At 27.5% G+C, this 25,337-nt stretch carries 38 protein-coding genes; all 38 read left to right on the top strand.

Translation table 11 applies throughout. From position 1 onward, the window contains the following. Positions 1 to 3: 3 nt before the first annotated feature. The 38 genes from ACZ1HD_RS13785 (at position 4) to ACZ1HD_RS13970 (ending at position 25,225) form a co-directional block, all read left to right on the top strand. On the top strand, positions 4 to 207 hold the full coding sequence (locus ACZ1HD_RS13785; RefSeq protein ID WP_472687760.1) for a hypothetical protein: 204 nt from the start codon (positions 4 to 6) through the stop codon (positions 205 to 207). A 164-nt stretch (positions 208 to 371) separates the two neighbouring features. Continuing rightward, positions 372 to 863, top strand: coding sequence for a hypothetical protein (locus tag ACZ1HD_RS13790; protein WP_472687761.1), 492 nt, complete (start codon positions 372 to 374; stop codon positions 861 to 863). Between the two features lie 192 nt (positions 864 to 1,055). Further along, on the top strand, positions 1,056 to 2,177 hold the full coding sequence (locus tag ACZ1HD_RS13795) for a peroxiredoxin family protein (protein WP_472687762.1): 1,122 nt from the start codon (positions 1,056 to 1,058) through the stop codon (positions 2,175 to 2,177). A 691-nt stretch (positions 2,178 to 2,868) separates the two neighbouring features. After that, positions 2,869 to 3,081 carry a transposase gene (locus ACZ1HD_RS13800; protein ID WP_472687763.1) on the top strand — a complete coding sequence of 71 codons (213 nt, stop codon included), beginning with the start codon at positions 2,869 to 2,871 and terminating at the stop codon, positions 3,079 to 3,081. Continuing rightward, complete coding sequence (locus ACZ1HD_RS13805) at positions 3,056 to 3,616, top strand: hypothetical protein (RefSeq protein ID WP_472687764.1); 561 nt, start codon at positions 3,056 to 3,058, stop codon at positions 3,614 to 3,616. The genes ACZ1HD_RS13800 and ACZ1HD_RS13805 overlap by 26 nt, the downstream gene beginning before the upstream one ends. Positions 3,617 to 3,644: 28 nt before the next feature. Further along, the gene (locus ACZ1HD_RS13810; RefSeq protein WP_472689366.1) at positions 3,645 to 3,872 is read left to right on the top strand and encodes a DDE-type integrase/transposase/recombinase; all 228 of its coding nucleotides are present in this window, start codon (positions 3,645 to 3,647) and stop codon (positions 3,870 to 3,872) included. Positions 3,873 to 3,880: 8 nt separating this feature from the next. Next, positions 3,881 to 4,090, top strand: coding sequence for an integrase core domain-containing protein (locus ACZ1HD_RS13815; RefSeq protein ID WP_472687765.1), 210 nt, complete (start codon positions 3,881 to 3,883; stop codon positions 4,088 to 4,090). An 89-nt stretch (positions 4,091 to 4,179) separates the two neighbouring features. Continuing rightward, a complete protein-coding gene (locus ACZ1HD_RS13820; RefSeq protein WP_472687766.1) occupies positions 4,180 to 5,742 on the top strand; it encodes a hypothetical protein in 1,563 nt (520 codons plus the stop codon). Positions 5,743 to 5,750: 8 nt separating this feature from the next. Beyond that, positions 5,751 to 5,942: a hypothetical protein gene (locus ACZ1HD_RS13825; RefSeq protein ID WP_472687767.1), complete on the top strand. Its 192-nt coding sequence runs from the start codon at positions 5,751 to 5,753 to the stop codon at positions 5,940 to 5,942. Between the two features lie 169 nt (positions 5,943 to 6,111). Continuing rightward, entirely contained in the window at positions 6,112 to 6,492 is a 381-nt protein-coding gene (locus ACZ1HD_RS13830) for a hypothetical protein (protein ID WP_472687768.1), read from the top strand. Positions 6,493 to 6,564: 72 nt separating this feature from the next. Next, entirely contained in the window at positions 6,565 to 7,110 is a 546-nt protein-coding gene (locus ACZ1HD_RS13835; protein ID WP_472687769.1) for a DUF4468 domain-containing protein, read from the top strand. 218 nt (positions 7,111 to 7,328) lie between these two features. Next, positions 7,329 to 7,709 (top strand): hypothetical protein, encoded by a 381-nt coding sequence (locus tag ACZ1HD_RS13840; protein WP_472687768.1) that lies wholly within the window; start codon positions 7,329 to 7,331, stop codon positions 7,707 to 7,709. A gap of 72 nt (positions 7,710 to 7,781) precedes the next feature. After that, a complete protein-coding gene (locus tag ACZ1HD_RS13845) occupies positions 7,782 to 8,327 on the top strand; it encodes a DUF4468 domain-containing protein (protein ID WP_472687769.1) in 546 nt (181 codons plus the stop codon). Between the two features lie 200 nt (positions 8,328 to 8,527). After that, a complete protein-coding gene (locus ACZ1HD_RS13850; protein WP_472687770.1) occupies positions 8,528 to 9,283 on the top strand; it encodes a hypothetical protein in 756 nt (251 codons plus the stop codon). A gap of 123 nt (positions 9,284 to 9,406) precedes the next feature. Beyond that, positions 9,407 to 9,742 carry a hypothetical protein gene (locus ACZ1HD_RS13855; protein WP_472687771.1) on the top strand — a complete coding sequence of 112 codons (336 nt, stop codon included), beginning with the start codon at positions 9,407 to 9,409 and terminating at the stop codon, positions 9,740 to 9,742. A gap of 47 nt (positions 9,743 to 9,789) precedes the next feature. Continuing rightward, positions 9,790 to 10,230, top strand: coding sequence for a hypothetical protein (locus ACZ1HD_RS13860; RefSeq protein WP_472687772.1), 441 nt, complete (start codon positions 9,790 to 9,792; stop codon positions 10,228 to 10,230). 244 nt (positions 10,231 to 10,474) lie between these two features. Next, the gene (locus ACZ1HD_RS13865; protein WP_472687773.1) at positions 10,475 to 11,476 is read left to right on the top strand and encodes an IS3 family transposase; all 1,002 of its coding nucleotides are present in this window, start codon (positions 10,475 to 10,477) and stop codon (positions 11,474 to 11,476) included. Between the two features lie 8 nt (positions 11,477 to 11,484). Then, positions 11,485 to 11,694 (top strand): integrase core domain-containing protein, encoded by a 210-nt coding sequence (locus ACZ1HD_RS13870; RefSeq protein ID WP_472687765.1) that lies wholly within the window; start codon positions 11,485 to 11,487, stop codon positions 11,692 to 11,694. 77 nt (positions 11,695 to 11,771) lie between these two features. Continuing rightward, positions 11,772 to 12,029, top strand: coding sequence for a hypothetical protein (locus ACZ1HD_RS13875; RefSeq protein WP_472687774.1), 258 nt, complete (start codon positions 11,772 to 11,774; stop codon positions 12,027 to 12,029). A 78-nt stretch (positions 12,030 to 12,107) separates the two neighbouring features. Then, positions 12,108 to 12,548 carry a hypothetical protein gene (locus tag ACZ1HD_RS13880; RefSeq protein ID WP_472687775.1) on the top strand — a complete coding sequence of 147 codons (441 nt, stop codon included), beginning with the start codon at positions 12,108 to 12,110 and terminating at the stop codon, positions 12,546 to 12,548. Between the two features lie 141 nt (positions 12,549 to 12,689). Next, positions 12,690 to 13,877: a TlpA family protein disulfide reductase gene (locus ACZ1HD_RS13885; protein WP_472687776.1), complete on the top strand. Its 1,188-nt coding sequence runs from the start codon at positions 12,690 to 12,692 to the stop codon at positions 13,875 to 13,877. Positions 13,878 to 14,041: 164 nt separating this feature from the next. Beyond that, complete coding sequence (locus ACZ1HD_RS13890; RefSeq protein ID WP_472687777.1) at positions 14,042 to 14,941, top strand: hypothetical protein; 900 nt, start codon at positions 14,042 to 14,044, stop codon at positions 14,939 to 14,941. Positions 14,942 to 15,095: 154 nt separating this feature from the next. After that, positions 15,096 to 15,257, top strand: coding sequence for a hypothetical protein (locus ACZ1HD_RS13895; protein ID WP_472687778.1), 162 nt, complete (start codon positions 15,096 to 15,098; stop codon positions 15,255 to 15,257). A gap of 85 nt (positions 15,258 to 15,342) precedes the next feature. Next, the gene (locus tag ACZ1HD_RS13900; RefSeq protein WP_472687779.1) at positions 15,343 to 15,591 is read left to right on the top strand and encodes a hypothetical protein; all 249 of its coding nucleotides are present in this window, start codon (positions 15,343 to 15,345) and stop codon (positions 15,589 to 15,591) included. Positions 15,592 to 15,798: 207 nt separating this feature from the next. After that, entirely contained in the window at positions 15,799 to 16,191 is a 393-nt protein-coding gene (locus tag ACZ1HD_RS13905; protein ID WP_472687780.1) for a transposase, read from the top strand. A gap of 14 nt (positions 16,192 to 16,205) precedes the next feature. Further along, positions 16,206 to 17,054 (top strand): IS3 family transposase, encoded by an 849-nt coding sequence (locus ACZ1HD_RS13910; RefSeq protein WP_472689365.1) that lies wholly within the window; start codon positions 16,206 to 16,208, stop codon positions 17,052 to 17,054. Positions 17,055 to 17,097: 43 nt separating this feature from the next. After that, positions 17,098 to 17,652, top strand: coding sequence for a hypothetical protein (locus tag ACZ1HD_RS13915; RefSeq protein ID WP_472687781.1), 555 nt, complete (start codon positions 17,098 to 17,100; stop codon positions 17,650 to 17,652). 334 nt (positions 17,653 to 17,986) lie between these two features. Beyond that, a complete protein-coding gene (locus ACZ1HD_RS13920; protein WP_472687782.1) occupies positions 17,987 to 18,388 on the top strand; it encodes a hypothetical protein in 402 nt (133 codons plus the stop codon). A 164-nt stretch (positions 18,389 to 18,552) separates the two neighbouring features. Continuing rightward, complete coding sequence (locus ACZ1HD_RS13925) at positions 18,553 to 19,080, top strand: hypothetical protein (protein ID WP_472687783.1); 528 nt, start codon at positions 18,553 to 18,555, stop codon at positions 19,078 to 19,080. After that, positions 19,053 to 19,235: a hypothetical protein gene (locus ACZ1HD_RS13930; protein ID WP_472687784.1), complete on the top strand. Its 183-nt coding sequence runs from the start codon at positions 19,053 to 19,055 to the stop codon at positions 19,233 to 19,235. Before ACZ1HD_RS13925 ends, ACZ1HD_RS13930 begins: the two co-directional genes overlap by 28 nt. Positions 19,236 to 19,438: 203 nt before the next feature. After that, positions 19,439 to 19,831, top strand: coding sequence for a transposase (locus ACZ1HD_RS13935; protein ID WP_472687780.1), 393 nt, complete (start codon positions 19,439 to 19,441; stop codon positions 19,829 to 19,831). A 14-nt stretch (positions 19,832 to 19,845) separates the two neighbouring features. Further along, a complete protein-coding gene (locus tag ACZ1HD_RS13940) occupies positions 19,846 to 20,694 on the top strand; it encodes an IS3 family transposase (RefSeq protein ID WP_472689365.1) in 849 nt (282 codons plus the stop codon). A 63-nt stretch (positions 20,695 to 20,757) separates the two neighbouring features. Beyond that, positions 20,758 to 21,333 (top strand): hypothetical protein, encoded by a 576-nt coding sequence (locus tag ACZ1HD_RS13945; RefSeq protein ID WP_472687785.1) that lies wholly within the window; start codon positions 20,758 to 20,760, stop codon positions 21,331 to 21,333. Positions 21,334 to 21,786: 453 nt separating this feature from the next. Next, the gene (locus tag ACZ1HD_RS13950; RefSeq protein ID WP_472687786.1) at positions 21,787 to 22,197 is read left to right on the top strand and encodes a hypothetical protein; all 411 of its coding nucleotides are present in this window, start codon (positions 21,787 to 21,789) and stop codon (positions 22,195 to 22,197) included. 160 nt (positions 22,198 to 22,357) lie between these two features. Next, on the top strand, positions 22,358 to 22,897 hold the full coding sequence (locus ACZ1HD_RS13955) for a hypothetical protein (RefSeq protein WP_472687787.1): 540 nt from the start codon (positions 22,358 to 22,360) through the stop codon (positions 22,895 to 22,897). Between the two features lie 317 nt (positions 22,898 to 23,214). Then, the gene (locus tag ACZ1HD_RS13960) at positions 23,215 to 23,790 is read left to right on the top strand and encodes a DoxX family membrane protein (RefSeq protein ID WP_472687788.1); all 576 of its coding nucleotides are present in this window, start codon (positions 23,215 to 23,217) and stop codon (positions 23,788 to 23,790) included. 166 nt (positions 23,791 to 23,956) lie between these two features. Further along, positions 23,957 to 24,475 carry a hypothetical protein gene (locus ACZ1HD_RS13965; protein WP_340932540.1) on the top strand — a complete coding sequence of 173 codons (519 nt, stop codon included), beginning with the start codon at positions 23,957 to 23,959 and terminating at the stop codon, positions 24,473 to 24,475. Positions 24,476 to 24,823: 348 nt separating this feature from the next. Further along, positions 24,824 to 25,225, top strand: coding sequence for a hypothetical protein (locus tag ACZ1HD_RS13970; RefSeq protein ID WP_472687782.1), 402 nt, complete (start codon positions 24,824 to 24,826; stop codon positions 25,223 to 25,225). Positions 25,226 to 25,337 lie beyond the last annotated feature (112 nt).

Raw genomic sequence — 25,337 nt, forward strand, 5'->3', positions numbered from 1 at the left:
AATTTGGGAGAAAAATTTGATATTGAGTTTGTAATAATTGGAATAATATTTTTGCTTGCTGTTGGAGCAATAATATATGTTGAAATGAAAACTTACAAAGTAAATGAGGAAAGTACAAGTTTTAAATATTATTCAATTCGCGGAGCAATATTACTTTTTATATTAGCCATATATTTAATATATAATGAGATAATCAAAATAATTTAAAAAAAAGAAAAGCCTACTTACAACACCGTATAAACTTTATTGCTGTTTTTAGCTCACTTGGGAAATTCCTTCGGAATTTCGCCGTTCGTGTTTTATTTAGTAAATTCATTGCCTAAACCACGCAACAAAGCTTATACAACAACGTTAGCCATAATTTAAGAAAAATGACAACAGAATTTGAAACTGAAATAGTAAAAACAAAAGAATTCAATAAAATCTTTATGATTGTATTTCTAATTCTATATGCGATTTCAGGATTTTACATTTTTATGTATGAAAAAGAAAGTCAAAACTTATATTTGAAATATTTAGCTCTTGCAATTTATTTATCAGGAATTTATTTTTTATTTGGACGATCTTTTTTAAAACCGAAAAAAATCGGAAAATTAAAAATCTCAACTGAGAGAATTGAATTTAACCTAGATCATAAGAATAAAAATATTTCATTGAATGAACTTGAAAATGTTTATTTGAAATATATGGATTATGGAAGCTGGAAAACTCATTCGATTTTCGGAAACAAAAACTTCTTGAGAATAACGGAAAAGTCAGAAAAAAAATATGATTTTGAAATACTTATTAAAAATAAAGATTCAAAAAATGACCTTAAAAGAATTTTAAATAACCCGAATTTTATGGAAAATTTGATTTTATGAAAGACGGAAACTCTCGAACTGAATTTTAAAAAACTATGGCTAACACCGTGTATAATTAATTGCTGCTTTTAGCTCACTTGGAAAATCCTTCGGATTTTCGCCGTTCGTGATTTATTTAGTAGATTAGTTGCTTAAATACGCAACTAATCATAACACAAACACGTTGTGTGTAATTACAAAAAAATATGAACTATGAAAAAACTATTTATTTTATTATTAATTATCGTTACAAATTCATGCAAAAACGAAATCATTGAAAAGAAATCAATTAGTGGAAATTTTAAGGGAGTAAATGGTGAATTTTCAATTATATTAGATAGTATAGATTCTGATAACAAAAAATTCAAAATAGATTCAATAAGCTTAATTAATAATTCGTTTGAATTTAAGAACCTTAGCAGTAAAAAAACAAAAAAGTATGAAATTAAAGTTGTTAGCGATTCTTTAAAACGAACAATTTCTAATATCACAATCCGGTTTAAAAATGAAAATGTTTTAATTGATGGTAAATTAAATAAGCAGAACACATACTTTGAAACAGTAAAAGTTATAGGAGGACAATTAAATAAAATTCAAGCTGAATTTAATAGTATAATGCAAAAACATGGTAATGAATTTGAAAGAGAAATAGCTTTACCTGAAAATAAGGGAAAAACTGATTCACTATTTAGAAAAGTAGCTAAATTAATTGAACTAGATCAGATAAACTTCATCTACCAAAAACCAAATAATAAAATTTCATTAGAAAACATTATAAGATTATCAGGTAAAATATCAAAAGATAGTTTAGAGTTATATTACAACTTCCTTGATAGTAATTTAAAGTCGTCTAAAAACGGAGAAATTCTTTTTGAGCAAAAAAAGTTAAATAAATTAAAAATTGGTGATTATATTCAGAATTTTACTGCATTTGATTTAAATAATAAGGAGATAAAAATTTCGGATTTTAAAGGAAAAATTATATTATTAGATTTTTGGGCTTCTTGGTGCGTGCCTTGTCATGAACAAAATCAAAAGGAATTTTCTAAGCTTTATAAAAAATATAAAGATGAAAATCTTGTTATAATTAGCTACTCTTTAGACAAAAAAGATGCTAAAGAAAAATGGAAAGAAGCCTCTAAAAAAGATAATATTACTTGGATAAATATTTCAAATTTGAAAGGTTTTAATGACCCAGTTTCAAGACAATATAACATATCTTCAATACCTAATAGTTTTTTAATAAACCAAAAAGGAATTATTGTAAAATCTTTTAATGGTTATAATCCTGACAATGAAATTATAGAAAGTGAAATTTTAAAATTAATGAAATAAAACTACACACAACACCGTATATAATTTATTGCTGGCTTCTCGCCTACTTACGAAAGTCCTCGCGGACTTTCTTTGTCGGTAATTATTTACTAAATTAGTTGCTTAAAACACGCAACAAACCATATACAACAACGTTGCAAGTAATGGCGGAATTTCAGCCTGAAATTCCTAATTAGTGATTTTTCTTTTCTAGAAATTAATATTGAATAATATTACATTGGAAAAATTGAAAATGACTACTACTCTATTTTTAGAAAATAAACCCTAAAAAAGAGAAAAAAACAGAATTGAATGCTGAAAAATGAAGCGTGAATAAATAAGCGGAAATTAATTAAAGCGGAGTTTTAAGCTGAAACGTGAAAAAAAGCAGAATTGAACGCTGAAAATAAAGCGTGAATAAATAGGCGGAAATTAATTAAAGCGGAATTTTAAGCAGAAACGTAAAAAAAGAGAGAAATAAAACGGAAAAATTGAAAATTAAGAAATGAGAAATTTAGTTAGAAAATCACTACTTGCAACAACATATATAATTTATTGCTAGTACTTATCTACTTACGAAAATCCTTAGGGGATTTTCTATTCCGTTTTTATTTACTAAATTAGTTGCTCGAAATACGCAACAAACCATATATAAAACCGTTGGGCACAAGCTTGACCCGTCCTGAAATAAGGCTACATAATTTTAAACATTATGTACAGAAATGACAAAGTAATTAGACGTTACAGTGAACCTTTTAAATTAAAAATTTTAGCCGAACTTACAATCGGGAAACACACAAAAAGCGAACTTTGTAAACTCTACTCAATTGCACCTACAACAGTAAATGTGTGGATTAAAAAGTATAATCGTAAAGACTTAATGAACACCGAGAGTAAAAGTGGAAACAAAAGACGAAATATCTAGAATTAAAGGGCTTCAAAAAGAGATTGAACAGCTTAAAAAACTACTACTTAAAAAGGATCTCGATGCTATGGTAGAAGAATCTTATTTAGAAGTAGCAGCAGAAGATCTTGGTTTTAAGTCTATTGCTGAACTAAAAAAAGTTAAGTATAAAGCCTTAATAAAAGCTAAAGAAAAATCTAAGAGATTTGCGTCTTTAACGACTATAACCCATTGTTTTGGGCTTAAACGTGATGCGTATTATAAATACAAATCTAGAGCTGATAAACGTTTAATACTAGAACAACAGATTATAAATATTGTTAGAAAAAGACGCAAATCTCTTCCTAGAGAGGGTGTGCGTAAGCTTATTAAATCTTTAGATATAGATTTTAATAAAGTAAATATTAAAGTTGGTAGAGATACTTTATTTAATGTCCTTAGAAAACACCAAATGCTAACACTTAGAAAGAAAACAAGTGCTAGAACTACTAACTCTTATCATCGTTTTTATAAGTATAATAACATCATAAAAGACTTAGAAGTTACCGAGAGCTAACCAGGTTTGGGTATCTGATATCACATACATTAGAACCGTAAAAGGGTTTTGTTACCTGGCTTTAATAACAGATATGCATTCTAGAAAAATAGTTGGGTATGATCTTAGTGACAGCTTAGAACTAAAAGGATGTGTCAGAGCACTTAATAAGGCAATTTATCAAGCTAAAAAAATTAAACAACTTATTCATCATTCGGACAGAGGAATACAGTATTGTAGCAATGTATACACACAAATATTAAAAAGAAAAAGATAGATATTAGTATGACCGAAGAAAATCATTGTTACGAAAATGCCATGGCTGAACGTGTAAATGGTATATTGAAAGATGAATTTTATCTCGACCAAACCTTTGATAACGTGGCTCACGCTAAGAGAGCCGCAAAAAATGCAATTAATTTATACAACGAAATAAGATTACACTTATCTTTAGACTATAAAACACCAAATATGGTATATAAATATGGTATATAAATTATCAGCTTAATTCAATTTTAACCTGTAGCCATATTTCAGGACTAGACAGCTAAAAATTGAACTATGAGAAAAACAACTTCATCACATTGGGAAAACCTACCGAATTAGAAGGACTCTTATTTTTTTCACAGACAGTTGATGAGATGTTGTTCGAATACACATTAGATTCTTATAAACCTATGGCATTAAATTGTCGATTATTGTGTATAGAATGTTTGAGTACAATTGGAGAAATTAAAGATGGCTATATGCCTAAAAAGAACCTTCAATCTGTCTTGGAAGAATTAAAATGGAGTTTGGAAAAAGATATAGCTGCAAAAAACATTTTAGGAAAAAAGTTTGATTTTTACCTGAACCAAATTAAACCCAATGAAATAAAAATTAATGCATTAGAGAATATAATTAAGTTTATACATAACCATTTTAGCGAAAGAAAATATTTAAAAGAAGTTAAAAAATCTCTTTTTATCCTTGTTAAAGAAGGAAAGCAAAAAGATAAAATCAAAAATTTAACAAGTTCATTCTTAACAGAACTAATAAATTACGGTTATCATCCAAACCATATAGATTATCAAAATTATCATTTCTTTTTTGACAAAACTAAAGAGCAAAAAATAAAAGAAATTAAGCAATTAAAAGATTTTTTTGAATTATTTAGTTTTAAATCAACTGAATATATAGTAGCTTTCATTGGTAGTATATTATTTAAAGATTTTAAAGAGACTTTAAACAAATATGATGTTGTTGTTACAAAAACCTATAATTGTTTTTCAACTATCCCAGGAGATTTAAGATTTAAGAAAAGCAGAAAAGAAAATGAATCGTTTATAATTTGTTCAAAAGTTAAAGGATTAGACCATCATTCTGCAAGAGAAAATGTAGAAAAATTTCTTGGACAGGTTACAAATCTTTTTAACTTCTTTCATCATAAAGAAAAACCACAGTTAAATAATACAAGTATAGTTTCAAGAACAAGTGATAATTATGTCGTAGTAATTGACAAACCTATAAAGTCAATTTTAAAAACTAAAAATGATGAGTATCCAAATTTTGCAGCAAAATCAGTTGAAAATGTATTATCAAATTTTAAATTAAATGGAGAATCAACTTATCGATTTTCAAGAAGTATAGATTTACATAGTGCTGCATTATCTGCTTCAGCCATTGAAAACCAAATGTTAGATTTATGGGCTGCTTTAGAAACTTTAATGCCTAAATCAACAGAATCAAATAAAGATAGAATTGTACAAATTGCTGACCAACTTATTCCTTTTCTTCAAATTAATTATATAGAAAAACAATTTGCGGAACTTTATGAGAATTTAAATAATTGGAATCCTGTTTTTTTTAAGAAGATGCTTAAAAAAACTATTGGTTATGAAGAACCAAATCCAATTGTTTCCGTAGCTGCTTTAGTTACGCTAAAAGAAAATAAAGAATTGCGATTAAAAATTTATGAGAAATTAGCTGATTTTCCATTACTTAAAAACAGGATTTATAGTGTTCACGAAATGTTTAATTGTCCTAAAAACATTAAAAAAGTATTAAATAAACATTACACAAAAATTGGTTGGCATTTAAGAAGAATATATAGAACAAGGAGTTTAATAATTCATTCGGAACTTACCCTACTTTTACACCAATCTTAATAGAGCACTTGCATTATTATATAGATATATTTATCAAAAAACTAATTGAATTAGGAAGCGAAAAACAAATTGGTACAATAGAACAAGCAATTCTTGAAATTAAAATAACTTTAGATTATCATAATGATTTATTAGACAAACATCAAGAAGAAGATTTGACTATAGATAATTTTAAAGAATCATTATTAGGAATAAAATAAAGCCAATGCCCAACACCGTGTAAAAAAATTGCTTGTAAAAGCCTATTTACGAAAATCCTCGCGGATTTTTTGGTTCGTGTTTTATTTACTAACTTTATTGCTTAAACCACGCAACTTTCCTTACACAACAACGTTGGCAAACATATACCAATCACTCAAAAGAATTAAAATGGAAATAACTGAAAACGAATCTATTTCAATTGATCTAGCTTTAAAAAAATTTTTAGACTTAAATCAAAAAGATAACGTTTTTAAAGGTGTTCTGCCATTCTTTTTAAAAGAAACAGGAATTAAAAAAGAGCGAATTGAATTTATAATAATAGAATTAAGTACTTTAAATATTCTCTCATATAAAAACGAAAGAGGAGATAAAACTTTAGGGAATAAATTTAATCGTGATGAAATCATTGAGCTTTTGAAAAATGGAGGAATGACAGATAAATGGCTAGAAAAAGAAAATAAACGAGTTAATATAAAATTAATTAACAAAACTCTTTCTGAATTTTTTGGACTAAATGGATTGCTCGAATTAGTTTTTTTATTACACTAATTCTTTTAGCACTGAAATTAGTAGAATTATACAACAAACCTTAATAAATAAAAATCACAAAAAATTATTGATATGAAAAACAAACTTAAAAAAATCACTTTATTATTTACTTTACTAACTTATCTAAGTTCTTATAGTCAAGAAAAATTCAATTTTGACAATAAAGGTTTAAATGACTATTTAGTTTTAAACTTTAAAGACAAAACTAAATCGGAATTATATTCAAAAACTATAAATTGGATAAAAGAGACATTTAAAAAACCTGATGAAGTAATTAATTCAAAAATTGAGAATGAAAAAATATTCATAGAGGGAATAAGTCCTTCTACTCTGAGAATTGGAGGTGGAAGCTCAATGAATGCTAAATATAGAATTGAAATAGCTTTTAAAGAAGGAAAAATAAAATTTAACCCAACAAGACTTGAATATTATACAAAAGAGTATGGCTGGAATGAAATTTATATAAATGAAAATGCAAAACGTTATTATAAGAAAAGTGGTAAAGTTAGAGGTTTATATTCCGAATTAATAACAGATATTCCTAGTGTGTTTAATAATCTTTCTAAAGGTTTAGAAAACTACATAAAAGGAAAAAAGAAAACAGAAGAAGATTGGTAAAACAACTTGAAATATAGAGAAATTGAAGTTACATTGAATAATAAAAAAATACGATTTGCCAACACCGTATAAAATTAATTGCTAGTTCTAGCCTACTTACGAAAGTCCTCGCGGACTTTCTATCTGTGATTTATTTGCTAACTTTAGTGCTTAAAACACGCAACTAATCTTATACAACAACGTTGGCAAACATATACCAATCACTCAAAAGAATTAAAATGGAAATAACTGAAAACGAATCTATTTCAATTGATCTAGCTTTAAAAAAATTTTTAGACTTAAATCAAAAAGATAACGTTTTTAAAGGTGTTCTGCCATTCTTTTTAAAAGAAACAGGAATTAAAAAAGAGCGAATTGAATTTATAATAATAGAATTAAGTACTTTAAATATTCTCTCATATAAAAACGAAAGAGGAGATAAAACTTTAGGGAATAAATTTAATCGTGATGAAATCATTGAGCTTTTGAAAAATGGAGGAATGACAGATAAATGGCTAGAAAAAGAAAATAAACGAGTTAATATAAAATTAATTAACAAAACTCTTTCTGAATTTTTTGGACTAAATGGATTGCTCGAATTAGTTTTTTTATTACACTAATTCTTTTAGCACTGAAATTAGTAGAATTATACAACAAACCTTAATAAATAAAAATCACAAAAAATTATTGATATGAAAAACAAACTTAAAAAAATCACTTTATTATTTACTTTACTAACTTATCTAAGTTCTTATAGTCAAGAAAAATTCAATTTTGACAATAAAGGTTTAAATGACTATTTAGTTTTAAACTTTAAAGACAAAACTAAATCGGAATTATATTCAAAAACTATAAATTGGATAAAAGAGACATTTAAAAAACCTGATGAAGTAATTAATTCAAAAATTGAGAATGAAAAAATATTCATAGAGGGAATAAGTCCTTCTACTCTGAGAATTGGAGGTGGAAGCTCAATGAATGCTAAATATAGAATTGAAATAGCTTTTAAAGAAGGAAAAATAAAATTTAACCCAACAAGACTTGAATATTATACAAAAGAGTATGGCTGGAATGAAATTTATATAAATGAAAATGCAAAACGTTATTATAAGAAAAGTGGTAAAGTTAGAGGTTTATATTCCGAATTAATAACAGATATTCCTAGTGTGTTTAATAATCTTTCTAAAGGTTTAGAAAACTACATAAAAGGAAAAAAGAAAACAGAAGAAGATTGGTAAAACAACTTGAAATATAGAGAAATTGAAGTTACATTGAATAATAAAAAAATACGATTTGCCAACACCGTATAAAATTAATTGCTAGTTCTAGCCTACTTACGAAAGTCCTCGCGGACTTTCTATCTGTGATTTATTTGCTAACTTTAGTGCTTAAAACACGCAACTAATCTTATACAACAACGTTGTAGCACATTAAAAAAATGAACAGAGGAAAATTAATTATTTTTATTAGCTCTGCTATTTTGAATATAGCTTTATTATATTTTCTGTTTTCAAAATCGGAAAATATTGATAGAACAGCTTATTGGCATCCATTTGAATTAAACTCAAATTTGAATTTAAAATCAATAGTGAAAGATGGATATAAGTTTGCAAGTATGCCTTGTGGTCAAGTACAATATACCAAACAGATTGCTGACACAATAGTTCAATACGAAGTAGAAATAGATTGTGAAAGATACAAAGGAAAATATGTGCAAGAAATTTACACTGAAGAAGTGGAAATTGAAGATGTTTCTGAATCAAATTCAACTAATTCTGTTAAAACTTGGGAAGAAGAAATAGCCGAAAACAAATATTATCCTTGGAAATTGAATGAAATTAAAAACTGCTATCAAGAAATTAACTGGAGAATATATTCAGTAAATTTTGGAGAGGATTTAGATTTAGAGAAAGTCCGTGATTTCATTTATGAAAAAGACGGTAATATAATAATGGAAAATTGGAATAGCGAAACAGGTGGAAATGCAATTGTTTATTATCGAGATAATTCCCTTTATTTCAATGTGAACATTTCCAAAGAGGAATTTACGGAGAATAACAAAACTTGGGTTTTTAAAATTATAAAAACAATACCATATTTAGATTCTGAAAAAAACGAAAGAATATTGAGCAACAGAAAAAAAGAGATAAATATTACGAATAAAAAAACGTGCTACAACACCGTGTATAATTAATTGCCTGGTTTTAGCCATTTTACGAAAGTCCTCGCGGACTTTCTATCTGTGTTTTATTTACTAACTTTAGTGCTTAAAACACGCAACTAATCATACACAACAACGTTAGCAATAATTTAAAATATGAAAAATATAAAAGCACTTTGGATAACATTATTAATAATAACTTTTATCCTATTTTATTTCTTAATTCCTTTAGAGGTTTATAACAAATCTCCATTTATAATAGCTGGTATTGGTGGAGTAATATTCACAATTCTACTAGCTCAAGTTATATTTAATTTTAAAGACTGGAATGATTACATTGTTAAAACAAAACACTCAGGAATAAAAAAATATAAATATACTCCACTACTTATAGTTCCAGGTTTAATAATGTATTTTGTTTTTTTATCAACTTTTCTTATCAAAAAAATGATAACCTTAAAGAAGCTGGACATAAAGCCACTGGAGAAATAATAGATATAACTTCCTTTCAAAGATTAAAAGGTGGAGGAAGTAGTTCATTGACTATTAAATTTAACACGAAAGAAGGAAAAGAACTTATTGTTGACCAAAACGTCAATGATATTTCTAATTATTATAAGGGACAAACCATTGAACTCATATATTCAAATGAAACCCCTGAAATGATTAATATTATTCCTTCTGTAAAAATAGATTATGATGAGATTAAAATGAATGAAATAATCTCTTTATTGAGTGTAAGTGACAAAAACATTCATCTAAAAAAAATCAATCCTAAATGGGAAAAAACTGAAAATAATATTTGGGTAAAAAAACCAAGAGATAGAATAGAAATTACCGAGAAAAACGAAATTGCTTGTGTAATAGGTGATGACTTAATAAATACTTACAAAAAAGAATTAACTGATTTAAATTTTATAAATATGAACATTGAAGACAAAGGAGGTCGAGAACTTTTGAAAGTTCAAGTCATAGAGTAATATTGAATCAAAAAACTCAGGAGTATTTATAATAACCATCGTAATAGTAATAGAAAAATAACTATTGCTAACACCGTATAAAATTAATTGCTAGTTTTAGCTCACTTGGGAAATTCCTTCGGAATTTCGCCGTTCGTGATTAATCTAGTAAATTAGTTGCTTGAAACACGCAACTAATCTTATACAACAACGTTGTGCGTAAGCTTGACCCGTCCTGAAATAAGGCTACATAATTTTAAACATTATGTACAGAAATGACAAAGTAATTAGACGTTACAGTGAACCTTTTAAATTAAAAATTTTAGCCGAACTTACAATCGGGAAACACACAAAAAGCGAACTTTGTAAACTCTACTCAATTGCACCTACAACAGTAAATGTGTGGATTAAAAAGTATAATCGTAAAGACTTAATGAACACCAGAGTAAAAGTGGAAACAAAAGACGAAATATCTAGAATTAAAGGGCTTCAAAAAGAGATTGAACAGCTTAAAAAACTACTACTTAAAAAGGATCTCGATGCTATGGTAGAAGAATCTTATTTAGAAGTAGCAGCAGAAGATCTTGGTTTTAAGTCTATTGCTGAACTAAAAAAAGTTAAGTATAAAGCCTTAATAAAAGCTAAAGAAAAATCTAAGAGATTTGCGTCTTTAACGACTATAACCCATTGTTTTGGGCTTAAACGTGATGCGTATTATAAATACAAATCTAGAGCTGATAAACGTTTAATACTAGAACAACAGATTATAAATATTGTTAGAAAAAGACGCAAATCTCTTCCTAGAGAGGGTGTGCGTAAGCTTATTAAATCTTTAGATATAGATTTTAATAAAGTAAATATTAAAGTTGGTAGAGATACTTTATTTAATGTCCTTAGAAAACACCAAATGCTAACACTTAGAAAGAAAACAAGTGCTAGAACTACTAACTCTTATCATCGTTTTTATAAGTATAATAACATCATAAAAGACTTAGAAGTTACCGGAGCTAACCAGGTTTGGGTATCTGATATCACATACATTAGAACCGTAAAAGGGTTTTGTTACCTGGCTTTAATAACAGATATGCATTCTAGAAAAATAGTTGGGTATGATCTTAGTGACAGCTTAGAACTAAAAGGATGTGTCAGAGCACTTAATAAGGCAATTTATCAAGCTAAAAAAATTAAACAACTTATTCATCATTCGGACAGAGGAATACAGTATTGTAGCAATGTATACACACAAATATTAAAAAGAAAAAGATAGATATTAGTATGACCGAAGAAAATCATTGTTACGAAAATGCCATGGCTGAACGTGTAAATGGTATATTGAAAGATGAATTTTATCTCGACCAAACCTTTGATAACGTGGCTCACGCTAAGAGAGCCGCAAAAAATGCAATTAATTTATACAACGAAATAAGATTACACTTATCTTTAGACTATAAAACACCAAATATGGTATATAAATATGGTATATAAATTATCAGCTTAATTCAATTTTAACCTGTAGCCATATTTCAGGACTAGACAGCTAAAAGAAACCTCTGAAATTAGAAATGAAAGATAATAGTTTCATCAAAAAATTTAGAAATAAAACTGATTCAGATTTAAGGTTCATTTTAGATAATAAGGAAAAGTATACCCAAAAAGCTATTGAAGCTTCAACTTATATTCTAAAAGAGAGAAATGGAGAGTTAATTGAATTAGAAACAAACAAAGAGAAACTAATAAATGAATTAAAAGAAGATAAAAATACGTGGATAGATTTTGAAAAAAAGAATATAGAAAATGGGAAAAAACTATTATGCTACTAAATTACTTTGGTTCGGAATTGGTTGTATAGTTTGCGCTTTTTACTTTTTGCACCTACTCTATTTACCACTAAAAACTCTTTGATTGAAATAAATGGAGAAATTCAAAATGTTAATACTTTTTATACTCAGGTTAGTTCAAAAGGTCACAAAAGTGTAAAATCTGAATTGTTTTTAAAACTCGAAAAAGATAAGAGAACTTATAAAATATTTAAAAATATTGAGCAAAGTTGGAGTAATGAAAAATACGAGCTTATTAAAAAAAGACTAAAAAAATCAGGAAAAGCAAAAGTCCGGATAAAAGAAAATCAACAATCTAAAATTGAACCTGAAGTATTTCAACTTGCAACAGGAGAAAACGATATTTTATATGACATGGATGACGTAAAGTCTGAACTGAGATTTATTTTTCCGTTCTTACTGATAATGGGAGTTTTTGGAATAGGTGTTTATGTTAATCACAAATTTCCTAATCGAATTAAGGATTTAATAGGGAAAAAGCCTACGCACAACAACGTATAAATTTTATTGCTAGCTAATCGCTTACTTGCGAAAGTTCTCGCGAACTTTCTAATCAGTAATAATTTACTTACTTTTAGCTTGACAAACCCGCAACAAAGCTTATACAGAGCCGTTGTAAACAATTTTACAAAAAACATAACTATGAAAAAAATTATTTTATTATTAGTCATTATAGTATATTTTGTAAATTGTAAAAACAAAGAAAAACAGACTTTAAAAGGAACTTTAATTGCTGGAAAAGCAAGTCAAAATTTATTTAACAAACCTATTTATTTAAAATACATAAAAAATGATTCAGTTTTCACAAAAATCGACACAGTTTCTTCAAGTGGGAAATTTGAGTTTACTGTTGTTGAAAATGAATATCCATTAAAAGCTTTTTTAACTGATAATGTTTCTAATCATGCTACTAAAGTTAAAGAAGTAAATCAACTTTCAAGTTTAATATATTTTCAATTTGGTTCACCAAATACTCCTAAACAATTTGGAAAGAAAAAAGATATGAAGATGTTCCTTTTAGAAAAAGGCAAAATGAAAATAGAAATTACAGATTCTATTTATAAATCTAAAATATTTGAATCTAAATTAAATAAAGAATTAAATAAATTAAGTAATTTACTAAATCCAATAATGTTTAGAAGTAACAAATTTTCTAAAATAAAACTATCTGAAATAAAGGATAAAGAAATTTTAGACAGTTTACTTTCTGAATACACACAAATTAATCTTAAAAAAACTTCAATATTAAATAATTTTATAGAAACACATAAAAACTCTTTTTCTAGTGCTTATGCTTTTAATTTAAAACCATACACACAAAAAGAAGACATTGAAATATTTAAAAAAATAAACCCTGAAATTCGTAACAGTAAAATTGCAGAAATTGGAAGAATTAAGATAAAAAGATTTGTAAATAACACGACTATTTCCACTAAAATAGAAAATTTCAATTTACTCGATAGAAATAATAAAAAAGTATCTCTTCATGATATAAAATCTAAATATATTTTGTTAGATTTATGGGCTTCATGGTGTGCACCTTGTAGAAAGGAAAACAAAGGAATTATGAAATATTATTCCAAATTTAATAAAGAGGATTTTCAAGTTGTAGGAATTTCAGTAGATAAAAACAAAAATCAGTGGTTGAATGCTTTAAATAAAGATAATATTGAATGGATATCTTTAATTGATGACAAATTTAGAATTAATGATAAATTAGGAGTAACCTCTTATCCAACGAATTTTTTAATGAATTCAAATTACAAAGTAATTGAAAAGAACTTAAGTTCTGAAAAATTAAAAGAAACTTTAAATAAACTTTTAGAATAAAAAACTGTTTACAACACCGTATAAAAAAATTGCTAAATTTAGGCTTTACCAAAGTTCGTTGCTTTTTTGCTCACATCAATTTTCCTTCGGAAAATAGCCGTTCACAAAATCGCAACTTTCTTTATACAAACACGTTGTAAAGCATTTAAGAAACGAAACTACATATGAAAAAAACAATCATCTACTTTTTAGTAATTGCATTTTCTCAAAATGTTTTAAGTCAGAATAATGAATATGAGAAAGGCTTAGTAGATTTAGCAAAAACATACAAAAATTTTCATTTTAGAGGTGACCCACCGAGTAATGTTTATGAAGAAATAAAATCAATTCCATCAAAAAAACTATTAACAGCTAAAAAATTTATAACAGAAGTTGTTACTTCAAACAATAAACTATTAACAACTGAATTTTTAACTAAGCCAGACTCAGTTACCTTAAAAAGCTTATACATAATTCGAGGTGTAAATTGGAATATGCACGAAGCTGAGGCTAAAGATAATATGGCGATTGTTGATTCTCTTAAAAGTGAGAAAACAAATTATCACGAATTAGTTTCTTGTTATTATGGTATGTTATTCTCTGCAATTGGAAATAAAAACAAACCATTTGATTTATCAGAAGTTAATCTTAATTTAAGAGACTACAATCTCATTGATGATACGGAAAAAGGAATATTTTTCTTAACAAGTATGAGAACTTTTGGCACAATGATTTGGGGTTATATTAATGTCCCTAAACCACCGAATTATAAAAAGGCTCTCAATTATATTAATAAGTATCCTAAATACAATGGAATTAAATATTACAGGTTTACGGACTTAAACTTCAAGGATTTTAAATTAACGACCGACAAAAGAAAACCAAAAGAAAGTTATAAAAATTACTATATAAATAAATACATAGAAACTTTGATGTACCATTCCTTGTGCTTATCAGAAAAGAAAAAATACAGAAAAGAAAAAGATAATTTATTACTTGAATCTATTCTGAGAAATGAATCCTATTGGAAGTACACAAAATACAAACCAACTTTGGAAAAAATATTTAAGAAAGTAAAAGAATAAAAACGCTTTACAACAATGGCTATAAGTAATTGCTTGTTCTCGCCTACTTCTGAAAATCCTCGCGGATTTTCAGTTTGGTGCGTACTTGCAAAGTTAACCGCAAACCCACGCAACTATTCATAGCCGAGACCGTTGTAAAACATTTGAGGAAAAAATGGAAAGTCTATTTAAAAAATTAAAGTTAATTGATTCCTTGGTGTTTGAATATGATATTGAACCAAAAGAATTTCAGAAAAGAATTAAATTGATTGTTGATGAAGAAACACCGATTTTATTAGACGAATTATATCGCTCAAAAAAATATTTTGCGGAATAGTAGAAGATAATAAATTTACATTGAGAAAAAAAGAAAGTTTATGAATCTGAATATTCAATCGTCTAATGCTGTAGGAATAATAAGTGTGGAAAATCAGAAAACCAAACTAAACTTGAAAATTTTCGGATATGATGAAATCTCGACACTTGCGATAATAATTGGACCAATATTCTTTTTGATATTATTTTCTGTAATCATAATAAAAGAAGCATATCCTGCATTAATATTGTTTGTTCCAATAGCAGCATTGATATTGATTTTCCCTTATTACACTATGAAGAAAAATATGAAAACATTCCGAAATGAATTAAAAGAGAATTTGAAATTTAAATAAAAACGTTTTACAACAACGTGTATAATTAATTGCTTTGGTAATTGCCTATTTGGAAAATTCCTTCGGAATTTTCTCGCGTTCGTTTTTGTTTACTAAATTAGTTGCTGAAACACGCAACTAACCATACACAAAACCGTTGGCTACAATTAAAACTGATGTAAAATCCTGAAATAGGTTGACTAAAAATTAAACAACTTTAGTTAAACTATGAGCACAAAAACAAAACAACCCTGCCGAAAAAAGAACTACAATAAAGTCGGTTTCGAACTCAAATTATTCATCATTGACCAAATTCATAATGGACGGATTTCTGTAAATTATGCAGCTAAAAAATACGATATTTCTAGAGCAACTATTCAGTACTGGATAAAAAAATATAGTACCTTAGATCAAAAGAAATTAGGTATGAGTAAACAAGACGAAATTAAAAAACTCAAAGAAAAAATTGAGGAACTGGAATTTGTAAAAGACTTCCAACAAGATATAATTGCAGACATGGAAATCATTACTGGAGTCGATATGTCAAAAAAGTCATTGCCCAAAACATTAGCAGAAGAGATTCAGAAAAAGAAACAAAACCGTTTAAAAGAAAATGGTTAACTCAATGTTTTGGGATTACTAAACAAGCTTTTTATAAACGCTTAAAATCATACAAAATAAAGCAAAACAACGAACGTATTTTAATCCAATTAGTTAAAAAATGTCGTGACAAAATTGGACAGAAATTAGGCGCTAAAAAACTATATCATGAATTGAAAAACGACATCAAAAAACAAGGAATTAAAATAGGGAGAGATAAGTTTTACACATTCTTAAGAAACCATAAACTATTGATCTCTAGAACTAAAAACTATCATACAACCACTAATTCTAATCATCATTTTTATAAATACAAAAACCTAATTACTAATAAAACCCCTACAAGAGCTGAACAACTTTGGGTAACAGACATAACCTATATTAAAACTCAAAAAGGACATAGTTATTTGGCTTTAGTTACAGATGCCTATTCTAAACAAATAATGGGATATAAACTAGATTCACATATGAAAACATCTCTTTGTATAGATGCTTTAAAAATGGCGCTTAAAAACCGTAAATACCCAAATCAAAAATTAATACATCACTCAGATAGAGGCTTACAATATTGCAATCCAACTTACGCTGGTTTTGCTGAATCAAATGGATTAAAAATGAGTATGACTGAAAAACATGACCCTTATGAAAATGCTATTGCGGAAAGAATTAATAGAACTTTAAAATATGAATATGGTTTGAAAACAATAATAAAAAACACTAAATTAGCACAAAAGATTACTAAAAGAGCCGTTTATATTTACAACAACCTAAGACCACATCTAAGTCTCGATTTATACACTCCTAAACATGTGCATATAAATCAAAATATTGAATATAAATCGTATCGAAAAAATAAAAATAATCTGGAATTATTAACCTTTTAAACATCAAAAAAAGGTCAACCTATTTCAGGACAATACATGAATCGTGAAAAGAGAAAAAGTAATAGAAAAGTTGGAAAAGCATTTAGCTGAAAATCTTTATGTTAGACTGACTAGAAAAAGAGGAGGATTTGAAGGAATTACAACAGGATTTATTCTTGACAAATCATCTGATTTTGTTTTACTTCAGGAAACAGACGAATTCAGAATTCTAGGCTATCAAATAATCCCTATTAAAACAATTAAACACGTTCGATACAATAAAAACGACAAAACATACGAACGGATTTTAAAGGAAGAAGGATTAAAAAAGAAAGTTACATCAAAATACAAGGTGGACTTAACTAGCTGGAATACTATTGCGAATGACATAAAAGCAACGGAATTGACAATTATATCGGAATGTGAGCATCCGAAACTAAATTATTTTTGCATTGGACAACTAAAACGAGTGAATAAAAAGTCCATTTCAATAAGGTATTTTAATGCTCAAGGAATTTTAGACAAGAAAAATACAAAGCATAATTTTGAAGACATTACAAAATTGAGTTTTGATGACCATTATGCAAATGTATTCTCGAAATATGTAATCGAAAAATAACTGTAGCCAACAACGGCTATAGTTCATTACGGTTGAAATTCCTAATCGGAATTTCAAGCCTTTTTGCTAAATTTATGGTTACGGCGGAATGATACTCGCGTACCATTCCGTAACGAAACCATAGCCAAAACCGTTACCACACATTTGAAATGAACATCGTAGGAACAAATATAAATTTTATTTTACTCGAAATTATTGACGAGCAAAACAGCAGTGATTTAAAATTAGTTCTTTCAAATATGGAAAGTTATCCAAGAAAGTTAGAACCAAATAAATACAAAAGGTTTGAACTTGAATTAATCGGAATTGAAAAAAAGCGGAACTGAAAGTTAAATTGGCTGAATATTTAAACAATTATTTAGACATAGAAAAAACTGAAAATAACAACTTGGATTTTTGGTCTGATAATTATCAAATTGGAGAGTTTAAAATAGAAAAGTTTGACGAAAATATTTCAGAATTAAGCAAAGAAGATTGGACTAAAAATTTCCAAAGTTTACTCGACCTATATTATCGAGAATCTGACAGAACAACAAAAGAATCATTATTACAATCAAAATTTCTTGATAAGTTAAAAGCATTAAGTGATGATGTGACAAAAAAACACGAACAAAAAATTAAGTTTTTTAAAAACGACAAAACGAAAATCGAATCATTAAATGCCAAATTAAATTTATCGAATCGAATTGAAAATTTAAGATTGAAATATATTTCGGAAATTAATAAAATTGAATAAAAAAACGTGTGGTAACACCGTATATAATTTATTGCTAGTTCTAGCCTACTTACGAAAGTCCTCGCGGACTTTCTTGGTCGGTAATTATTTACTAAATTAGTTGCTTGAAACACGCAACAAACCATATACAACAACGTTGCCAGTAATTTGAGAAACAGAACTAAATGGGAGTTTGGAACACAGAAATAAAAGGAAACGATACGACACTTGACATTTATTCGAACTTTTTCGATAAGTACAATAATGGAGGAAATCAAGTTTGGGTCTCGAACGAAATCAAAGCGGAATTTGAAGATTATTTTTCAGATTCAGACGACAGAAATAATTCATTATTCGGACTTGCATTAGCGCAATGGGAAACAAAATCTTTAGAACCTGAAATTTATAAAACCGTTAAAGAAATAATTGAAAACGGAACGGATTTGGACTTATGGAAAGAACTTGGTGCAGACAAAAAAACTCTGAATGACAGAAAATCGGAATTAGAGAATTTCCTAAAATTAATCTCAACCGAAAAACCAAAAGCAAAAAGACGAGTAAGACCAAAATTTGAGTTTACAACAAACGAACTCGTTAAAATCAGAACGATTGACGGAACAAAAGAATTTAGAGTTAATGAAGAGTTTACAAACGGAAAATATATCCATACAAGCGGAATAATGGAATGGAGTTCGGTGGTGGAGCTGGAATAATGTATTACACAGGAGAAAGTAAAAGCATTTCTGCCAAATGGATTGATAATAACAATCTTGAAATAATTCACGAATCGAATTTGACTTTTGACAAAAAAGAAAAAGAATCGTTTTTTCGAGGAGATAAAGCGATAATAAAATATAAAACGGAATAAAAACTACTGGCAACAACGTATATAATTTATTGCTAGTTCTAGCCTACTTACGAAAATCCTCGCGGATTTTCTATTCGGTTTTTATTTGCTAATTTAGTGCTTAAACCACGCAACAAACCATATACAAACACGTTGGCAAACATTATGAAGAATGTAAAATCCTGAAATAGGTTGACTAAAAATTAAACAACTTTAGTTAAACTATGAGCACAAAAACAAAACAACCCTGCCGAAAAAAGAACTACAATAAAGTCGGTTTCGAACTCAAATTATTCATCATTGACCAAATTCATAATGGACGGATTTCTGTAAATTATGCAGCTAAAAAATATGATATTTCTAGAGCAACTATTCAGTACTGGATAAAAAAATATAGTACCTTAGATCAAAAGAAATTAGGTATGAGTAAACAAGACGAAATTAAAAAACTCAAAGAAAAAATTGAGGAACTGGAATTTGTAAAAGACTTCCAACAAGATATAATTGCAGACATGGAAATCATTACTGGAGTCGATATGTCAAAAAAGTCATTGCCCAAAACATTAGCAGAAGAGATTCAGAAAAAGAAACAAAACCGTTTAAAAGAAAATGGTTAACTCAATGTTTTGGGATTACTAAACAAGCTTTTTATAAACGCTTAAAATCATACAAAATAAAGCAAAACAACGAACGTATTTTAATCCAATTAGTTAAAAAATGTCGTGACAAAATTGGACAGAAATTAGGCGCTAAAAAACTATATCATGAATTGAAAAACGACATCAAAAAACAAGGAATTAAAATAGGGAGAGATAAGTTTTACACATTCTTAAGAAACCATAAACTATTGATCTCTAGAACTAAAAACTATCATACAACCACTAATTCTAATCATCATTTTTATAAATACAAAAACCTAATTACTAATAAAACCCCTACAAGAGCTGAACAACTTTGGGTAACAGACATAACCTATATTAAAACTCAAAAAGGACATAGTTATTTGGCTTTAGTTACAGATGCCTATTCTAAACAAATAATGGGATATAAACTAGATTCACATATGAAAACATCTCTTTGTATAGATGCTTTAAAAATGGCGCTTAAAAACCGTAAATACCCAAATCAAAAATTAATACATCACTCAGATAGAGGCTTACAATATTGCAATCCAACTTACGCTGGTTTTGCTGAATCAAATGGATTAAAAATGAGTATGACTGAAAAACATGACCCTTATGAAAATGCTATTGCGGAAAGAATTAATAGAACTTTAAAATATGAATATGGTTTGAAAACAATAATAAAAAACACTAAATTAGCACAAAAGATTACTAAAAGAGCCGTTTATATTTACAACAACCTAAGACCACATCTAAGTCTCGATTTATACACTCCTAAACATGTGCATATAAATCAAAATATTGAATATAAATCGTATCGAAAAAATAAAAATAATCTGGAATTATTAACCTTTTAAACATCAAAAAAAAGGTCAACCTATTTCAGGACAATACAGAAACTACTGATTTTAATCTTTATTTTGAATTTTGGCTTTTTGAATTCACAAACGAATAATAAAAAAGAAAGCTTTAAAACTGAATTTGACAGTATTTTACATAAAAGGATTTATCGCGTTGAATATAGTTCAATTCACACAATAGAATTAATTGAATTTAAAGAAGGAAACTATAAAGGACGTTTAATAAATGTTTTAACAAGATATGGAAGAAAAACCAAAGACTTTGTTCAAAAGATTGCAATTCCTGAATTATTAACTGAAAAATTAATGAATGACTTTAAAATGCTAAATATTGAAACGCTGAAAGGTTGTGGGAATGTTTTTTCAAGAGAATATAATTGTGTTGGTGCTTTAGATGGTGATGGAACTAATATCCTAATTTTAACAAATAAATTAAATAGAAAACTAAATTTCGAAGCTATTTATCCAGGAGGAAAGGAAAACAAGGATTTTCCTGAAAAACAGAAAACAGCTCAAAAAATCCTGAATTTAATTCACGAGAAAATTGACTTTGAAAAATTTTTACATAAATATATGAAACACCTTCCTTCAGGAACTTATGGTTATTATGGAGTGAATATGATTAAATTAAGATAAAAAACGATTTGCCAACACCGTACAAAATTAATTGCTTGCTTCTAGCCTACTTACGAAAATCCTCGTGGATTTTCTTTGTCAGTAATTATTTAGTAAATTTATTGCTTAACCGCGCAACTAACCTTGTACAAACACGTTGCCAGTAATATGAAAAAAACGAACATCCTACTAAAATTTTTATTCATCGCATTGATTTTTACATCTTGTAATACCAAAGTGAATAATATTGAAATTGACAAAATTTCTCATATTGATATATTTGAGAATTACGAAGATAATGTCAAGTTGAGTAAAGATATTGTCAATCAAAATTGGAATGAATTTTTAAAAACAAAAATTAGTGGATTTGACCCAAAAGACACTAAAGATTTGAAATTCTTTTCGAATACAAGACCGTAAGTAAACAAACTAATAATACAATTCAGATATCCGAAATTTGACAAACCAAAGAATTTGGAAAAAATCCGTGAAGTAACTGTTGAGCAGATTGAGGAAATAAAAAAGCAACAGAAAAAAAACAAAACATTAATTTTGGAATCAACTAAAAAAGTTGAGGAATTAATTGAAATGTTGAATAACGAAAACTATTCTGAATTTTATAAAAACTTGCATTCTAATGTAACCAAAGAGTTTACTTACGAACAGTTTTTGAGTTTTCTAGGACAAATAAAGGAATTAGGATTTGAAAATAAGCAACGTGAATACCTTAATAAAGCGTTAGTTAAATTCAATGATTCCTCAAACGAATTAACAGATATAATAGAATATCGATATTGGCAAAAAAATAATCGTGAGAAATATGAATCTTTCAATTTTCAGAATTTTGAAGGAAAAATGAAATTAGTTGGATATCGAGTATATTAAAAATACTACTGGCAACACCGTATAAAATTAATTGCTGGTTATAGCCTACTTACGAAAGTCCTCGCGGACTTTCTATCTGTGCTTTATTTGCTAACTTTAGTGCTTAAAACACGCAACTAATCTTATACAACAACGTTGGGTAACATATGAAAGGAAATTTATGAAAAAATTGCTAGCTATATTATTTTTAATTTATTCTTCAGGAATTCTTACACAGAATAAAACTGAATTTAACTGTGTGAATGAATTTGATGAAATTGAAACAGAAGTTGAATTACAGAATACAGTTTCATATAAAATAATTTCTTCTCAAAAATTATATACTAAAGAAACTTTTGAATTTAGCAAAGGAATAGTACTCGTTTCTAATTTAAATGAAAAATTAAAACCCAAAGAAATTGTCAAGGTAATTTCTACTATTGGAATTAAAAATAATTTGAATAAAATTACCGCATTTGAAACTTGTCGCGCTTTAGAAATATATTATAAAAACACAAAACCTAATGAGGAAGAATTAAATCATCTTAAAGAAAATTTAATTATTGAACTTTCTTTAGATATTAACAAATCATTGAATAAAAAGGAAAGAAAAAGAAACAAGAAAAAAGAGACCTCATTGAAAATATTGGAATTAACGCTTGTGAAATTTTATCAAAAAATAAGTTTGAAAATTTCAGTAAGAAAGACCTTTCAAATATAATCATCTCTGAGGCTTCTAAAAATGTAGAGAAAATGTTGAAAATATATGACTTATCATTTGAAGAAGGTTCTTTGGTGTTTATGAAAGATTTGACAAATTATTTAGTTGACAATTGTAAAATTGTGAAAGAATTAGTAAAAAGGAATGAATAATACGTTACCCAACACCGTACAAAATTAATTGCTTGCTTGTTGCTCACTTACGAAAATCCTCGCGGATTTTCTTTGTCAGTAATTATTTATTAAATTTATAGCAAAACTACGCAACTAACCTTGTACAAACACGTTGCCATTAATTTTAAAAAAAACAGAACGAAATTGAAAAAAGAGAAAATAATAGACTTCGGAGTTTTAGCTTTACGCTGGTATTTAGTTTTCTATATGATTAGTTATGGATGGAGTAAATTAACATTAAGCCAATTTGGAGTTCACGATTCATCTATTTTAGAACAATCGATTAAAGATATTGATAGTTTTTATGTGGCTTGGCATCTATATGGAAGAAGTACATTTTTCAATATTTCAACTGGAATTTTAGAAATTATTTGTGGAATATTACTCATTTTCAACAGAACTTTGTTAATTGGAGCTTTATTAGTTTTATCAGTATTAACCCAAATTTTAATAATTGATATTGCTTTTACAACTGGAGTATTTGGATTTGCACTTCCAATCAGAATTGGCGGAATGATTTTAGCTGATTTATTAATTCTCTTTTATTACAAAGAGAAAATAATAATTGCATGGAAAAATCTAACAAATAAAATATCAACAAAATTCAAATACAAGTGGTGGATATATTTGATTTTACCAATAATTGGATTTTTAATGGATTTCGTATTTGCGATTTTTACAACGCCTATTAAAATGTTGCTAAATTGGCTTGGGAGCTAAAAACTAATGGCAACACCGTATATAATTTATTGCTAGATTCTTGCCTATTTTCGAAAGTCCTCTCGGACTTTCTTTGTCCGTAATTATTTACTAAATTAGTTGCTTGAAACACGCAACAAACAATATACAACAACGTTGTGTGTAAGCTGAAAATCGTAACTAACGAATGAAAAAAATCCTAAAATTTAAACATTGGCAACTATTTATTTTGATAGTTCTGACTGCTGCCTGGACATCACCAAGTCCTTTACAGGAAATTATTAGATTTATAGGTCTAATTACTTTTCTCATTTGGATTTATGCAATTGGAATTTATGGACAAAAGAAATTGGAATCTCTAAAACTTCCAAATTTGAACACTAAACTTTTTAAAATTAATATAATTCTATTTCCGATTTTATTAATCATTTCATTTCTGCTTTCGCCTGAACAAACTACTGAAAATACTCAAGCGGAATTTAACACTCAAACGATTTTACTAATTCCGATTACACTTTATATGTTTTTTGCATTATTTCAAACAATAGTTTTCTCTTGCAAAACACTTTCTATAATTGAACTGAAAAGAGAAGTGAAATTTTCTGACTATTTAGTGAATTTAATATTAACTCTATTTTTAATAATTGGAGTTTGGATTTTACAACCGAAAATAACAAAACTTATAGCTGAAACTGAAAATAATTGAGCGGAATGAAAAAAGCCTACACACAACACCGTATAAACTTTATTGCTAGTTTTAGCTCACTTGGGAAATTCCTTCGGAATTTCGCCGTTCGTGCTTTATTTAGTAAATTCATTGCCTAAACCACGCAACAAAGCTTATACAACAACGTTACCACACATTTGAAATGAACATCGTAGGAACAAATATAAATTTTATTTTACTCGAAATTATTGACGAGCAAAACAGCAGTGATTTAAAATTAGTTCTTTCAAATATGGAAAGTTATCCAAGAAAGTTAGAACCAAATAAATACAAAAGGTTTGAACTTGAATTAATCGGAATTGAAAAAAAGCGGAACTGAAAGTTAAATTGGCTGAATATTTAAACAATTATTTAGACATAGAAAAAACTGAAAATAACAACTTGGATTTTTGGTCTGATAATTATCAAATTGGAGAGTTTAAAATAGAAAAGTTTGACGAAAATATTTCAGAATTAAGCAAAGAAGATTGGACTAAAAATTTCCAAAGTTTACTCGACCTATATTATCGAGAATCTGACAGAACAACAAAAGAATCATTATTACAATCAAAATTTCTTGATAAGTTAAAAGCATTAAGTGATGATGTGACAAAAAAACACGAACAAAAAATTAAGTTTTTTAAAAACGACAAAACGAAAATCGAATCATTAAATGCCAAATTAAATTTATCGAATCGAATTGAAAATTTAAGATTGAAATATATTTCGGAAATTAATAAAATTGAATAAAAAAACGTGTGGTAACACCGTATATAATTTATTGCTAGTTCTAGCCTACTTACGAAAGTCCTCGCGGACTTTCTTGGTCGGTAATTATTTACTAAATTAGTTGCTTGAAACA

It is taken from the genome of Polaribacter sp. HA6-7, from assembly GCF_055693625.1.

Excerpts from the sequence above, each read along its gene's own strand:
- ACZ1HD_RS13890 (WP_472687777.1), top strand. The coding sequence starts at position 14,042 with ATGAAAAAAACAATCATCTACTTTTTAGTAATTGCATTTTCTCAAAAT.
- ACZ1HD_RS13965 (WP_340932540.1), top strand. The coding sequence starts at position 23,957 with ATGAAAAAAATCCTAAAATTTAAACATTGGCAACTATTTATTTTGATA.
- ACZ1HD_RS13875 (WP_472687774.1), top strand. The coding sequence starts at position 11,772 with ATGAAAGATAATAGTTTCATCAAAAAATTTAGAAATAAAACTGATTCA.
- ACZ1HD_RS13930 (WP_472687784.1), top strand. The coding sequence starts at position 19,053 with ATGGAGTTCGGTGGTGGAGCTGGAATAATGTATTACACAGGAGAAAGT.
- ACZ1HD_RS13870 (WP_472687765.1), top strand. The coding sequence starts at position 11,485 with ATGACCGAAGAAAATCATTGTTACGAAAATGCCATGGCTGAACGTGTA.
- ACZ1HD_RS13800 (WP_472687763.1), top strand. The coding sequence starts at position 2,869 with ATGTACAGAAATGACAAAGTAATTAGACGTTACAGTGAACCTTTTAAA.
- ACZ1HD_RS13905 (WP_472687780.1), top strand. The coding sequence starts at position 15,799 with ATGAGCACAAAAACAAAACAACCCTGCCGAAAAAAGAACTACAATAAA.
- ACZ1HD_RS13840 (WP_472687768.1), top strand. The coding sequence starts at position 7,329 with ATGGAAATAACTGAAAACGAATCTATTTCAATTGATCTAGCTTTAAAA.
- ACZ1HD_RS13795 (WP_472687762.1), top strand. The coding sequence starts at position 1,056 with ATGAAAAAACTATTTATTTTATTATTAATTATCGTTACAAATTCATGC.
- ACZ1HD_RS13885 (WP_472687776.1), top strand. The coding sequence starts at position 12,690 with ATGAAAAAAATTATTTTATTATTAGTCATTATAGTATATTTTGTAAAT.
- ACZ1HD_RS13835 (WP_472687769.1), top strand. The coding sequence starts at position 6,565 with ATGAAAAACAAACTTAAAAAAATCACTTTATTATTTACTTTACTAACT.
- ACZ1HD_RS13935 (WP_472687780.1), top strand. The coding sequence starts at position 19,439 with ATGAGCACAAAAACAAAACAACCCTGCCGAAAAAAGAACTACAATAAA.
- ACZ1HD_RS13855 (WP_472687771.1), top strand. The coding sequence starts at position 9,407 with ATGAAAAATATAAAAGCACTTTGGATAACATTATTAATAATAACTTTT.
- ACZ1HD_RS13865 (WP_472687773.1), top strand. The coding sequence starts at position 10,475 with ATGTACAGAAATGACAAAGTAATTAGACGTTACAGTGAACCTTTTAAA.
- ACZ1HD_RS13830 (WP_472687768.1), top strand. The coding sequence starts at position 6,112 with ATGGAAATAACTGAAAACGAATCTATTTCAATTGATCTAGCTTTAAAA.
- ACZ1HD_RS13845 (WP_472687769.1), top strand. The coding sequence starts at position 7,782 with ATGAAAAACAAACTTAAAAAAATCACTTTATTATTTACTTTACTAACT.
- ACZ1HD_RS13790 (WP_472687761.1), top strand. The coding sequence starts at position 372 with ATGACAACAGAATTTGAAACTGAAATAGTAAAAACAAAAGAATTCAAT.
- ACZ1HD_RS13850 (WP_472687770.1), top strand. The coding sequence starts at position 8,528 with ATGAACAGAGGAAAATTAATTATTTTTATTAGCTCTGCTATTTTGAAT.
- ACZ1HD_RS13955 (WP_472687787.1), top strand. The coding sequence starts at position 22,358 with ATGAAAAAATTGCTAGCTATATTATTTTTAATTTATTCTTCAGGAATT.
- ACZ1HD_RS13895 (WP_472687778.1), top strand. The coding sequence starts at position 15,096 with ATGGAAAGTCTATTTAAAAAATTAAAGTTAATTGATTCCTTGGTGTTT.
- ACZ1HD_RS13815 (WP_472687765.1), top strand. The coding sequence starts at position 3,881 with ATGACCGAAGAAAATCATTGTTACGAAAATGCCATGGCTGAACGTGTA.
- ACZ1HD_RS13925 (WP_472687783.1), top strand. The coding sequence starts at position 18,553 with ATGGGAGTTTGGAACACAGAAATAAAAGGAAACGATACGACACTTGAC.